This window comes from Streptomyces sp. NPDC022552, assembly GCF_055561875.1.
This window is the reverse complement of the sequence record NZ_JBVHGJ010000004.1, coordinates 252703-265452: the sequence shown is the minus strand read 5'-3', so window position 1 is coordinate 265452 and position 12750 is coordinate 252703. Positions and strand designations below refer to the sequence as shown.

The window sequence follows — 12750 nt, the reverse complement described above, 5'->3', positions numbered from 1 at the left end:
CGTCAGCGCCTCCGAGGGGAGACCCGAACAGCATGGACACCGCCACGCCCCGGGACATCGACCGGATCGCCTACCGCGACGCGGTCGAGGACGACGTCGCGGCCCTCGTGCCGCTCGTCGAATCGGCGTACCGCGGCGACTCCAGCCGGGCCGGCTGGACCACCGAGGCGGACATCCTGCAGGGGCAGCGGACCGACGAGGAGGGGGTGCGCGCCGTCATCACCACGCCGGGCAGCCGGCTGATGGTGGTGGAGCGGGACGCCGAGATCGTCGCCTGCTGCCAGCTCGAACACCGTGGCGAGGCCGCCTACTTCGGGATGTTCGCCGTCCGCCCCGAGCTCCAGGGCGCGGGCCTCGGGCGCCGGATCATCGAGGAGGCGGAGCGCCGGGTGCGGGAGATCTGGGGCGTGAGCGAGATGCACATGACCGTGATCTCGGTACGCGAGGAGCTCATCGCCTGGTACGAGCGGCGCGGCTACCGCCGTACGGGACGGATGACGCCGTTCCCGTACGGCGACGAGCGCTTCGGCGTCCCGCAGCGGGACGACCTGCAGTTCGAGCTCCTGGTGAAGCCGCTGGTCTGAGGCCGCGGGGGCCTCGGGCCCGCGGCTCAGGCCGTGAAGCGGCCGGTGCGGCGGATCTCCGGATAGTCGGTCGTCGCGCCGTCCAGCTCCAGGGCGCGGACCAGCCGCAGATGGTCCTGCGTGTTGACCACCCAGCCGATCACCCGCAGCCCCTCCCGGTGGGCGTGCTCGACCGTCTCCAGGGTCAGGTGCTGGATGCTCAGGACGAGCGCGCCGGCGCCGACGGCCATCGCCCGGTCCACGATGTCCGCGCCCCACTCCTCGGCGACGAGCGCGGTACGGGCGCCGGGGACCAGCCGGGCGACCTCGGCGAGCGCCTCGTCGTGGAAGGAGAGGACCTCCACGCGGCCGACCAGGTCGCGCCGGTTCATCACCTCGGCGAGCGTCCTGGCCGCCGCCACGTCCTTGATCTCCGCCTGGAGCGGGGACTTCACCGCGTCCAGGACCTCTTCGAAGACGGGGACGCGTTCCCCGTGCCCCGCGTCGAGCTCGCGCAGCTCCGCGAGGGTCTTCTCGGCGATCGGGCCGCTGCCGTCGGTGGTCCGGCCGACGTCGGCGTCGTGCATGACGACGAGCGCGCCGTCCTTGCTCAGGTGCAGATCCAGTTCGATGACGTCCATGCCGGACCGTTCGGCGCGGACGAAGGAACGCAGGGTGTTCTCGGGCTCGACGCCCATGACTCCGCGGTGACCGATGGTGAGGAAACTCAAGATCTTCTCGCTTCCGTCGATGTCCGGGCCCAGGTCCCTCCGGGCTCCCGGTGCGGCTCGGGGCGCAGCCTAATGACTTCACCGTGAGAAGGAAGCGCATGCGCGCGTGCCGTCGGAAGGCCCCCCTCCGGCGGATGGTCCGCCTGTCCGCCGGCCTGTGGAGCCCCTGGGGCGTCCGGGGTGTGCCGGACGGGCGGGTTCCGGTGCCGAGGCGGGGGATGCGAGCGCCTAAACCCCTTCACGCAGGAAAATCAGCGGTGACCATGGGGGTCGGGCAGGATAATTTCTCTTGCTCCTCTTGTCCGGAGGAACCGCCGCCGGATACGGTGTCTTGACGCGAGGTTCTCCTGTGGAGGAAGTGACATGACGGAAATTCTTGTGCAGGACGCGACCGGTGGAGGGATACTCACCGCTGCTCCGGTGATCGACCACCCTGCCTGGCCCGAGCTCAAGGATGCCGTGGAGGAGATCCGCCCCTGGCAGAGCAAGGACGGCTCCATCGACTTCGAGGCCGAGGGTGCGCCGTCCCGCGCCCACGCCGAGAGCACGGTCGAGCGGATCGTGGGCGCGGTCGAGCAGCTCTCCCCGCTGCTCCCGCACGACGCGGCGTACCACCGTGCGCTCGTCGCCGACCTGCGCACCTGGGCCAAGGGCGGCTTCGAGGTGCCGGACTTCCTGGACTCCCTGCTGGCCTTCCAGCCCGCCGCCGACCGCCAGGACGGGCTCCAGCACCTGGCGCTCTTCCCGATGTACACCCAGAACGGCAACCCGGACCGCAACCTGGAAGCGGTCGTGCTGCGCATGGTCTGGCCGGAGTGGCTCTCCGAGCTGGAGCGCACCCGCTTCGACAACCCGCTGTTCTGCGGCATCACCTTCGAGGACTTCACCGCCGGCTACGACACCAACTCGGCCGTCCTCTTCCCCGAGACCATCGCCGTGCGCGAGGCCCCCGAGCGCTTCAGCTGGGGCGGCATCTTCTGCGACCGCGAGGCCGCCCGCTTCCGCAAGGTCACCGAGGCCGCCGTGGACATCCTGGGCATCGAGCTGCCCGAGGACGTCGCGGCCATGGTCGAGGACCAGAAGCGCTGCGAGGCCGCCTTCGTGCTGTGGGACATGGTCCACGACCGCACCCACAGCCACGGTGACCTGCCGTTCGACCCCTTCATGATCAAGCAGCGCCAGCCGTTCTGGATGTACGGCCTGGAGGAGCTGCGCTGCGACCTCACCGCCTTCAAGGCGGCCGTGACGCTGGAGGCCGAGGGCAACGCCCACGGGCGTGACGTGCAGTACGCCGTCCTCTTCGACCGGATGTTCCGTTTCCCCGTCACCGGTGACCGCAACCGCAACTACGACGGTCTGGGCGGTCAGCTCCTCTTCGCGTACCTCCACAAGCACGACGTCGTGCGCTGGACCGACAACAAGCTCAAGATCGACTGGAACCGGGCCCCCGAGGTCACCAACCAGCTCTGCGCCGAGATCGAGAAGCTGTACCGCGACGGCATCGACCGCCCGAAGCTCGTCCACTGGTTCAAGGCGTACGAGCTGGTCTCCACCTACCTCGCCCCGCACCCCGGATCGCGCTGGGCCAAGGGCCCCGACGCCCTGGACCTGACCCTCCCGCCCCGCAAGCTCGTCGACGACGTGCTTCCGGACGAGTTTCCGCTCAGCATGTTCTATGAGGCCCTGTCCAAGAAGCTGAAGGACGTGATCGCCTCCACCAAGGGCATCACCGCCGCGAACGCTTCGCGGACCGAGCAGGCTGCCGCGTGAACCCAGTCACGGAGGAGGAGGGGACGACCATGAACGGCAACGGGAACGGCGGGCCGCTGGAGGGTGCCGTCATCGCGGTCGCGGGAGCGGCCGGACCGGCGGGGCGGGCGACGCTGATGCGCCTCGCCGAAGCCGGCGCCATCGTCGTCGGCTCCGACGCCGACCCGGCGCGCCTGGCCGAGGCGGTCGACGCCGCCCGGTACGCCCACGGCGGCGCCACGGTCGTCGGCGACACGGTCGACCTGTTCGACGTCGGCGCGGCCCGGGAGTGGGCCGACAAGACGGAGAAGGAGTTCGGCCGGATCGACGGACTCGTCCACCTCGTCGGCGGCTGGCGCGGCAGCGCCTCCTTCGGCGAGACCGACCTCGCCGACTGGACCTTCCTGGAGAAGCTCCTCATCCGCACCGTCCAGTCCACCACCCTGGCCTTCCGCGACGCCCTGGGCCGCAGCGACCGCGGTCGCTATGTGCTGATCAGCGCCGCGGGCGCCTCGAAGCCCACCGCGGGCAACGCGGCCTACGCCGCGGCCAAGGCGGCGGCCGAGGCGTGGACACTCGCCATGGGCGACGACTTCCGCAAGGCGGGGGGCGACGAGGGCCCCAAGGCCGCGGCTGCCATCCTGGTGATCAAGGCACTGGTGCACGACGCCATGCGCGCCGAGCGCCCGAATGCGAAGTTCGCGGGCTTCACCGACGTCAATGATCTGGCCGACGAGATCGTCGCCGTCTGGGACCGGCCCGCACAGGAAGTGAATGGACAGCGTCTGTGGCTGACCCCCAAGCCGTGACCCCGGCCCTGCCCCCGAAGACCGACGCCCGTCGTCACCACGACCCGTCCGTCCGGGGCTTCGCCAGCGACAACTACGCCGGCGTCCACCCGGAAGTGCTCGCAGCCGTCGCGCTCGCCAACGGCGGCCATCAGGTCGCCTACGGCGAGGACGACTACACCGGGCACCTCCAGCGGATCATGCACAGCCACTTCGGTCCGAGCGCCGAGGCCTTCCCGGTCTTCAACGGCACCGGCGCGAACGTCACCGCCCTGCAGGCGCTGACCGACCGCTGGGGCGCGGTGATCTGCGCCGAGTCCGCGCACATCAACGTGGACGAGGGCGGTGCCCCGGAGCGGATGGGCGGCCTCAAGCTGCTCACCGTGCCCACCCCGGACGGCAAGCTCACCCCCGAGCTGATCGACCGGCAGGCCTGGGGCTGGGAGGACGAGCACCGCGCCATGCCGCAGGTCGTCTCGATCACCCAGAACACCGAGCTGGGCACCGTGTACACCGTGGACGAGGTCCGGGCCATCGTGGAGCACGCCCACTCCAAGGGCATGAAGGTGCACCTCGACGGCGCCCGGATAGCCAACGCGGCCGCCTCCCTGAACGTGCCGATGCGCGCGTTCACCAACGCGGTGGGCGTCGACGTGATCTCCTACGGCGGTACCAAGAACGGCATGATGTTCGGCGAGGCCGTGGTCGTCCTGAACCCGGACGCGGTCAGCCACATGAAGCACCTGCGCAAGCTGTCCATGCAGCTCGCGTCCAAGATGCGGTTCGTGTCGGTGCAGCTGGAGGCGCTGCTCGCCAAGGACCTGTGGCTGCGCAACGCCTCGCACGCCAACGCGATGGCGCAGCGCCTCGCGGCCGGCGTGCGGGAGGTGGACGGGGTCGAGATCCTCTACCCGGTGCAGGCGAACGCCGTCTTCGCGCGGCTCCCGCACGAGGTGAGCACCCGGCTGCAGAAGCGGTTCCGCTTCTACTTCTGGGACGAGGCCGCGGGCGACGTGCGCTGGATGTGCTCCTTCGACACCACGGAGGACGACGTCGACGCCTTCCTCCAGGCCCTGAAGGAGGAGATGGCGCGCTAGCGCCCTCCTGAGCAGCGGTCATGAGCATGCGGCCGACCGGAAGTCATCGACTTCCGGTCGGCCGTTCTTCGCTGTCGAGATGCCGCACGGCCTCCGTGCGGGGCCGGGAGGCCGAACCTCTGCGGTCCAATGGAATGGACTTCGCGGTGTCGTATCCTGCACCATGGGTGGGAGACCTCCGACGCAAGGACGACAATGCCCCTCACCCTGACGGTGTCCGACGAGGTGCGTGCCCTCGTGCCCGGCTTCACCCACCTCGCCATCGAGGCCCATGGACTGGTCAACGGACCCAGCGACGAAGCCAGTTCGGCGCTCCTCGACGACGCCGCCCGCCGTCTCGCCGAGCGGCTCGCGGGCGGTACGCCGGACAAGGACCCGCACATCGCGGCCTGGCGCTCCGCGTACTCCGCGTTCGGCGCCAAGCCCTCCCGTACCCGCAACTCCGCGGAGGCGCTGGCCAGGCGCGCGCTCGCCGACGGCGGGCTGCCCCGGATCAGCCGGCTCGTCGACGCCTACAACGCGATCAGCGTCGCGCACCTCGTCCCGGTCGGCGGAGAGGACCTCGACCGCATCCAGGGCGCGATGAGTCTCGTACGGGCCACCGGGGACGAGCCGTTCGTGACCATGGCGGGCGGCGAGGAGACGGTGGAGCACCCGGAGCCCGGCGAGATCGTCTGGCGCGACGAGGCGGGCGTCACCTGCCGCCGCTGGAACTGGCGCCAGGGACCGCGCACGCGGATCGACGACGGCACCGTCAACGCGATCTTCCTGCTGGAGTCGCTCACGCCCATGACGCGCGACGAGCTCCTCGCCGCGGGCACGGAGCTCGCCGAGTCGCTGGAGAAGCTGAGCCCCGGGGCGCGGATCACCGTCGGCGACCCGGAGTAGCCACGGCGTCGGCGCACCGGCGTCGGCGTACCGGTTCGCTTCACCCTCGGACGGTCGGAGTGACGCTTCTTCCGGCACGGGCCGACGCGGCCCGTACCCGTGCCCCCGCGTGACGCGTGGCTGACGTCAGCCGGCGTCCTTCACCTCGGCCGGGGTCGGTGCCGTCCCGCCGAGGTGCGCGGGCACCCACCAGGTGTCGCTCGCGTCCTTGGGGCGTACGGGGTAGGCGCGCTGCGCGGCTTCCAACAGCTCCTGGCAGCGCTCGCGCAGGCGCCGCGTGATCGCGCCCGCGTACTGGTCGGAGGGAGCCTCCACCGGCTCGCCCACGCGGATCGTCACCGGGATGTGGCTGCGCTTGAAGTTCCGCGGCCGGCCCTTGGTCCAGATTCGCTGCGTGCCCCAGAGCGCCATCGGGATCAGCGGGACCCCGGCCTCCTGCGCCAGCCGCGCCGCACCCGACTTGAAGCTCTTCAGCGTGAAGGACTGCGAGATGGTCGCCTCGGGGAAGACCCCGATGATCTCCCCGGCCTTCAGCGACTCCAGCGCGTGCTTGTAGGCGTGCTCGCCCTGCGAGCGGTCCACCGGGATGTGCTTCATGCCGCGCATCAGCGGGCCGGAGACCTTGTGCCGGAACACCGAGTCCTTGGCCATGAAGCGCACCAGACGCTTCTGCGGCAGCGCGGCGAGGCCCGTGAAGATGAAGTCCAGATAGCTGATGTGGTTGCTGACGAGCACGGCGCCACCGGTGCGCGGGATGTGCTCCGAACCCTGCGTGTCGATCTTGAGGTCCAGTGCCTTGAACAGGGTCAGTGCGGCACCGATGACCGGCCGATACACGAGTTCTGCCATCTGAGAGGAGCCCCTTCTTCTGTTCCTGGGGAGGGTTCTCCCGGCGGAAGTTACGCAGCCGTAGGTTTTCGGCTTTGGGCAGATCGTGCCCCATGTGGGCCCTCGTGACCAGTCCTGACGGCTTCGTACGGGGAGATAATCGTCACGCCCGGTGGCCGTGACGGGAATCGATCGCGGGCGTGGGGCGCTGCACGGGGGAAGTGGTGGGCGACAGGAAGACGGAGACATGTCAGAACAGCCCGAGGGGCCCTGCGGGGACGGGCACGACACCGGCCGCACCGGACCCGAGAACGGACCCGACGCCCGACGCGGCGCCGGATTCGGTGCCGAGGCCGGTGTCGAGTTGGGCGCGCGGGCCACGCTCGTACAGTTCTCCACCGCCTTCTGCCAGCCCTGCCGCGCCACGCGCCGCACACTCGCCGAGGTCGCCGGGATGGTCGAGGGGGTCGGCCACGTCGAGATAGACGCCGAGGAACGTCTCGACCTCGTACGGAAGTACGACATCGTCCGCACCCCCACCGTGCTCGTCCTCGACCGGGCCGGCCGGGTCGTCGTCCGCGCCTCGGGGCAGCCCCGTCGTGCGGACGTGATCGCCGCTCTGGGGCGGGCGGTCTGACGCGGTGACACATCTCCCACATCCCGGTACGCACTTGACTGCACCTGCCACCGATCGCCAGTCTTGACGATGTGCCTTCAGAACTCCTTCTCCACGGGCGGGTCCACGTCGACCTGGCCCGTCACGCGAGCGCGCGCTGTCCGGGTGTCTGAGAAACCCAGGACCCCTCGCACGCTCCCCTCGCAGAAGGACGACTCGATGACGGTTTCGCCCGAGCTCCGCACCCTCGGCGCCCCTCGGCAGGCCTCTCCCGACCTCCTCCGTTCCGTCTTCCGGCAGCACGCGGCCGGTGTCGCGGTCATCACCGCCCGAGGCGACCGCCCGGTCGGCTTCACCGCCACCTCCCTCAGCTCCGTCGCCGCCGACCCTCCCCTCCTCTCCTTCGGTGTCGGCACCTCCTCCTCCAGCTGGCCGGTGCTCGCGGAGGCCGAGTACGTCGGCGTCCACATACTCGGCGAGCATCAGCAGGAGCTGGCCGGCACCTTCGCCCGCAGCGGTGCCAACCGGTTCGGCCACCCGACGCGCTGGAGCGAGGGCCCCGAGGGTGTCCCGATCCTGGACGACGTCCTCGCCTGGCTGGTGTGCCGCGTTGTGGCCCGTGTCCCGGCCGGGGATCATCGGATCGTGATCGCCCAGGCCGTCGCCGGAGACCCCGCCGGAGCGGGCCGGCCGCTGCTCTACCACCAGGGGCGCTTCAACGCTCTGCGTGACTGAGGGCCCCTTACCGCAGCGTTGGCAAGGTCACACGCCTGAGCGCTTGCTCAGCGGTAACGGAACGGCTGTACTGACGAGTAATATTCCGGTGGGAGCGGTCGGACGCCCCGACCGGAAACCCGCCCTTCAGGCGCCTATGCTGCGAGCAACAAGGCAGCCCAGTTATGACGATGCAGTAGGAGAGCCGGCGTGAGCTTGAGGATCGTTGTCTGTGTGAAGTACGTGCCCGACGCCACCGGCGACCGGCACTTCGCCGATGACCTGACCGTCGATCGCGACGACGTCGACGGCCTGCTGTCGGAGCTCGACGAGTACGCGGTCGAGCAGGCGCTGCAGATCGCGGAAGAGGCCGACGACGCCGAGGTCACCGTGCTCACGGTCGGCCCGGAGGACGCCAAGGACGCGCTCCGCAAGGCGCTGTCCATGGGCGCCGACAAGGCCGTCCACGTCGAGGACGACGACCTGCACGGCTCCGACGTCATGGGCACCTCGCTGGTCCTGGCGAAGGCGATCGAGAAGACCGGCTACGACGTCGTCATCGCCGGCATGGCCTCCACCGACGGCACCATGGGTGTCCTCCCGGCGATCCTGGCCGAGCGCCTGGGCGTTCCGCAGGTCACGCTGCTCTCCGAGGTGAAGATCGAGGACGGCAAGGTGACCGGCCGTCGCGACGGCGACACCGCGTCGGAGCAGCTCGAGGCGTCGCTTCCGGCCGTCGTGTCGGTGACCGACCAGTCGGGCGAGGCCCGCTACCCGTCCTTCAAGGGCATCATGGCCGCCAAGAAGAAGCCGGTGGAGTCCCTGGACCTCTCGGACCTCGACCTCGAGGCCGAGGAGGTCGGCCTGGAGGGTGCGTGGACCGCGGTCGACTCCGCCGCCGAGCGTCCGGCCCGCACGGCCGGCACGATCGTCAAGGACGAGGGCGAGGGCGGCAAGCAGCTGGCCGAGTACCTCGCGAGCCAGAAGTTCGTCTAAAGGCTCGCGCGAGCCACCTGACCCGCCCCCTTTCCGTTCGCAGGAGATTGAATCCCCATGGCTGAGATTCTCGTCTACGTCGACCACGTCGACGGAGCCGTCCGCAAGCCCACCCTGGAGCTGCTGACGCTGGCCCGCCGCCTGGGCGACCCCGTCGCCGTCGCCCTCGGCGCCGGTGCGGCCGACACCGCCGCCGCGCTGGCCGAGCACGGCGCCGTGAAGGTCCTCACCGCCGACGCCCCGGAGTTCGCCGAGTACCTCGTCGTCCCGAAGGTCGACGCGCTGCAGGCCGCGTACGAGGCCGTCTCCCCGGCCGCCGTGCTCGTCCCGTCCTCCGCCGAGGGCAAGGAGATCGCGGCCCGCCTCGCGGTCCGCATCGGCTCCGGCATCATCACCGACGCCATCGACCTGGAGGCCGGTGACGAGGGTCCGGTCGCGACGCAGTCCGCGTTCGCCGCCTCCTTCACCACCAAGTCCCGTGTCTCCAAGGGCACCCCGGTCATCACGGTCAAGCCGAACTCGGCCCCCGTCGAGGCCGCCCCGGCCGCCGGCGCCGTCGAGGCGCTCGCCGTCACCTTCTCGGCCCAGGCCACCGGCACCAAGGTCACCGCGCGCACCCCGCGCGAGTCGACCGGCCGCCCGGAGCTGACCGAGGCCGCGATCGTCGTCTCCGGCGGCCGTGGCGTCAACGGCGCCGAGAACTTCGCGATCATCGAGGCGCTCGCCGACTCGCTCGGTGCCGCCGTCGGCGCCTCGCGTGCCGCCGTCGACGCCGGCTGGTACCCGCACTCCAACCAGGTCGGCCAGACCGGCAAGTCGGTCTCGCCGCAGCTGTACATCGCCTCCGGCATCTCCGGTGCGATCCAGCACCGCGCGGGTATGCAGACCTCGAAGACCATCGTGGCCATCAACAAGGACGCCGAGGCCCCGATCTTCGACCTCGTCGACTACGGCGTGGTCGGCGACCTCTTCGACGTCGTCCCGCAGCTGACCGAGGAGATCAAGACCCGCAAGGGCTGACCTGCGGTTCTGTTCGGTCCGGGGGCCGCGTGGTGATGATCACCGCGCGGCCCCCGGCCGTTTCGGACACCCATTGACGCAGGTCCCGACGGACTACTAACTTCGCTATACGGATTGTTGATTCCGTGAAGCGGAAAACAGGAGGATGTGGGATGGGTCAGCAGGAGAAGGTGTCGACGAGCCTCGCCGGAGCGGTCAGCGAGGGCATCAGCGCCTCCCTCGCAGCGGTGGACGCCGAGCTCGACCGGCGCTACCCGGGCGACCCGGGCACCCGCCAGCCCGTCCACACCGTCTACGTCCCCGGCAACGTCTTCGACGCCGGAACCATCCGCTCCTGGGGCGACCAGGCCCTCGCCGCACTCGACGAGCACGCCCGCGACGCCTCCTCCTTCGCCGCCGTCCTCGGGCTCTCCGACGACCTCGCCGAGGACGTCTACGGCCGCGTACGCGCCAAGCTGGAGCGCGAGCCGATCGAGGACCTCCGGGTCGACTTCGAGGACGGCTACGCCGGGAAGGACGGGGCCGCCGAAGACACCGACGCCGCCCGCGCCGCGCGGCTGATCTCGGAGGCGTACGAGAACGGCACGGCCGCCCCGTACATGGGCATCCGGATGAAGTGCATGGAGGCCGCCGTCCGCGACCGCGGCATCCGCACCACCGACATCTTCCTCACCGGCCTCCTGGAGAACGGCGGCCTGCCCGACGGCCTCGTCCTCACCCTTCCCAAGGTGACCTACCCCGAGCAGGTCTCCGCCTTCGTCCGCCTCCTGGAGGCCTTCGAGAAGGCCCACGGCCTGGACGAGGGCCGCCTGGGCTTCGAGATCCAGATCGAGACCAGCCAGTCCATCCTCGCCACCGACGGCACCGCCGCCGTCGCCCGCATGATCGGCGCCGCCGAGGGCCGCGCGACCGGACTGCACTACGGCACCTTCGACTACAGCGCCTGCCTCGGCGTCTCCGCCGCCTACCAGGCCAGCGACCACCCGGCCGCCGACCACGCCAAGGCGGTCATGCAGGTCGCCGCCGCGGGCACGGGCGTACGCGTCTCCGACGGCTCCACCAACGTCCTCCCGGTCGGCTCCACCGAGCACGTCCACGAGGCCTGGCGGCTGCACTACGGTCTCACCCGCCGCGCCCTCGCCCGCGCCTACTACCAGGGCTGGGACATGCACCCGGGCCACATCCCGACCCGGTACGCCGCCGTCTTCGCCTTCTACCGCGAGGGCTTCGAGACCGCCGCCAAGCGCCTCTCGGCCTACGCCAACCACGCGGGCGGCGACGTCATGGACGAGCCGGCCACGGCGAAGGCGCTCAGCTCGTACCTCCTGCGCGGCATCGACTGCGGCGCCCTCGACACCGCCGAGGTCGACGCCCTCACGGGCCTGTCGCGCGCGGACCTCGACCGCTTCGCGGCCCCGCGCCGCGGCGACCTCACGGCGACGGCGCAGTAACGGCCCCGAGCCGAAAGCCCCGTTCTCCGTACGCACAGGGAGAACGGGGCTGCGGTGTCTTCGGGCACCGCCGGTGGAGTACCGGCGGTGGAGTACCGGCGGTGGTACACGGACGACCGGGGAGGGAACGCCGTCGCCGGCCGGCCTGCGGTCCGCCGACGCCCGGCGCGCGCTGGCGTGCTGGGCACGCGGGTGTCCCGGCCGAGCGGGGGGCCGGCCGAGCGGGGCGTCCCGGCTACGCGGGCGGCGGGATCTCGCCCGAGCCGCGGGGGATCAGCCGGGTGTCGAGGACGACGTGGGCGGGCTCGTCGTCGAAGCCGTCGAGGCGCCGGAAGAGCCGCTCGGCCGCCGTGCGGCCCAGGGCCGCCGCGTCCTGGGCGATGACGGTGATGCCGAGGAGGTCGGCCAGTTCGATGTCGTCGAAGCCCACGAGGGCCACCGGGTGGGGGCGGTCGGCCAGCGTGCGGACCGCCGTGACCGTGACGCGGTTGTTGCCCGCGAAGAGCGCCGTGACCGGCTCCGGGCCGGAGACCATCGCCGTCACCGCCTCCCGGACCCGGTCGGGGGCCGTCGGCCCGAGCGAGACCCACGACGGGTCGACGTCGAGACCCGCGTCCTCCATCGCCGCCCGGTATCCGCGCAGGCGCTCCGTCGCCGTGTGGATACGGGGCTGGTCGCCGATGAACCCGATCCGGCGGTGCCCGTGGGCGATCAGATGCGCCACACCGTCGCGCGAGCCCCCGAAGCTGTCCGACAGGACGACGTCGGCGTCGATGCGGCCGGCCGGGCGGTCCACGAAGACCGTCGCGACACCCGCCTTGATCTCCGGTTCGAGGTAACGGTGGTCCGTACCCGCCGGGATGACGATCAGTCCGTCGACCCGGCGCGCGCACAGCGCGAGCGCCAGCTCCTGCTCGCGCTCCGGGTCCTCGGCGCTGGAGCCGTTGATGAGCAGGGCCCCGTGCGCCCGGGCGACCTCCTCCACGGCGCGGCTGAGCGGACCGTAGAACGGGTCGGCGAGGTCTTCGAGGACCAGACCCACCGAGGCGGTACGGCCCTTGCGCAGCACGCGCGCGCTGTCGTTGCGCCGGAAACCGAGCGAGTCGATGGCCTCCTGCACGCGGCGCTCGGTGTCGGGGGTGACGCCCGGTTCGCCGTTGACGACGCGGGAGACCGTCTTGAGTCCGACGCCGGCCAGGGCGGCGACGTCCTTCATCGTGGGCCGATTGCCGTAACGGTGCTCGGGGCGGCGGGCGGTGTCGGCCACAGTGCGCGAATCTCCTCGGTCTCGTCTCTGTCTCGTCCGAGC

At 71.1% G+C, this 12750-nt stretch carries 13 protein-coding genes; 10 read left to right on the top strand and 3 right to left on the bottom strand.

Annotated elements, in window-relative coordinates:
• Nucleotides 1-32 precede the first annotated feature (32 nt).
• Complete coding sequence (locus tag ACZ3OF_RS14250; protein ID WP_361672996.1) at nucleotides 33-584, top strand: GNAT family N-acetyltransferase; 552 nt, start codon at nucleotides 33-35, stop codon at nucleotides 582-584.
• A gap of 26 nt (nucleotides 585-610) precedes the next feature.
• On the opposite strand, the gene ACZ3OF_RS14245 is transcribed toward ACZ3OF_RS14250, so the two are convergent.
• Complete coding sequence (locus ACZ3OF_RS14245) at nucleotides 611-1294, bottom strand: glycerophosphodiester phosphodiesterase (protein WP_467304724.1); 684 nt, start codon at nucleotides 1292-1294, stop codon at nucleotides 611-613.
• Nucleotides 1295-1657: 363 nt separating this feature from the next.
• On the opposite strand from ACZ3OF_RS14245, the gene ACZ3OF_RS14240 reads away from it, so the two are divergent.
• The 4 genes from ACZ3OF_RS14240 to ACZ3OF_RS14225 all read left to right on the top strand — a co-directional run bounded on the left by ACZ3OF_RS14240 (nucleotide 1658) and on the right by ACZ3OF_RS14225 (nucleotide 5816).
• Nucleotides 1658-3064 carry a DUF6421 family protein gene (locus ACZ3OF_RS14240; protein ID WP_361673003.1) on the top strand — a complete coding sequence of 469 codons (1407 nt, stop codon included), beginning with the start codon at nucleotides 1658-1660 and terminating at the stop codon, nucleotides 3062-3064.
• 29 nt (nucleotides 3065-3093) lie between these two features.
• Nucleotides 3094-3852: an SDR family NAD(P)-dependent oxidoreductase gene (locus ACZ3OF_RS14235; RefSeq protein ID WP_361673006.1), complete on the top strand. Its 759-nt coding sequence runs from the start codon at nucleotides 3094-3096 to the stop codon at nucleotides 3850-3852.
• Entirely contained in the window at nucleotides 3849-4928 is a 1080-nt protein-coding gene (locus ACZ3OF_RS14230; RefSeq protein WP_361673326.1) for a threonine aldolase family protein, read from the top strand. Before ACZ3OF_RS14235 ends, ACZ3OF_RS14230 begins: the two co-directional genes overlap by 4 nt.
• A gap of 195 nt (nucleotides 4929-5123) precedes the next feature.
• Complete coding sequence (locus ACZ3OF_RS14225; RefSeq protein WP_361673009.1) at nucleotides 5124-5816, top strand: B3/B4 domain-containing protein; 693 nt, start codon at nucleotides 5124-5126, stop codon at nucleotides 5814-5816.
• Nucleotides 5817-5942: 126 nt separating this feature from the next.
• Here the strand turns inward: ACZ3OF_RS14225 and ACZ3OF_RS14220 are convergent, their stop codons facing one another.
• Nucleotides 5943-6665, bottom strand: a complete 723-nt coding sequence (locus tag ACZ3OF_RS14220) for a lysophospholipid acyltransferase family protein (protein WP_361673012.1) — start codon at nucleotides 6663-6665, stop codon at nucleotides 5943-5945.
• A 226-nt stretch (nucleotides 6666-6891) separates the two neighbouring features.
• On the opposite strand from ACZ3OF_RS14220, the gene ACZ3OF_RS14215 reads away from it, so the two are divergent.
• The 5 genes from ACZ3OF_RS14215 (at nucleotide 6892) to ACZ3OF_RS14195 (ending at nucleotide 11441) form a co-directional block, all read left to right on the top strand.
• Nucleotides 6892-7281, top strand: a complete 390-nt coding sequence (locus ACZ3OF_RS14215; RefSeq protein WP_361673014.1) for a TlpA family protein disulfide reductase — start codon at nucleotides 6892-6894, stop codon at nucleotides 7279-7281.
• Nucleotides 7282-7479: 198 nt separating this feature from the next.
• Nucleotides 7480-7995, top strand: coding sequence for a flavin reductase family protein (locus ACZ3OF_RS14210; protein ID WP_467304719.1), 516 nt, complete (start codon nucleotides 7480-7482; stop codon nucleotides 7993-7995).
• A 189-nt stretch (nucleotides 7996-8184) separates the two neighbouring features.
• On the top strand, nucleotides 8185-8970 hold the full coding sequence (locus ACZ3OF_RS14205) for an electron transfer flavoprotein subunit beta/FixA family protein (RefSeq protein WP_361437985.1): 786 nt from the start codon (nucleotides 8185-8187) through the stop codon (nucleotides 8968-8970).
• 57 nt (nucleotides 8971-9027) lie between these two features.
• On the top strand, nucleotides 9028-9990 hold the full coding sequence (locus ACZ3OF_RS14200) for an electron transfer flavoprotein subunit alpha/FixB family protein (RefSeq protein ID WP_361673020.1): 963 nt from the start codon (nucleotides 9028-9030) through the stop codon (nucleotides 9988-9990).
• Nucleotides 9991-10142: 152 nt separating this feature from the next.
• Nucleotides 10143-11441 (top strand): DUF6986 family protein, encoded by a 1299-nt coding sequence (locus ACZ3OF_RS14195; RefSeq protein ID WP_361673023.1) that lies wholly within the window; start codon nucleotides 10143-10145, stop codon nucleotides 11439-11441.
• Nucleotides 11442-11676: 235 nt separating this feature from the next.
• Here the strand turns inward: ACZ3OF_RS14195 and ACZ3OF_RS14190 are convergent, their stop codons facing one another.
• The gene (locus tag ACZ3OF_RS14190) at nucleotides 11677-12657 is read right to left on the bottom strand and encodes a LacI family DNA-binding transcriptional regulator (protein WP_467304978.1); all 981 of its coding nucleotides are present in this window, start codon (nucleotides 12655-12657) and stop codon (nucleotides 11677-11679) included.
• Nucleotides 12658-12750: the final 93 nt, after the last annotated feature.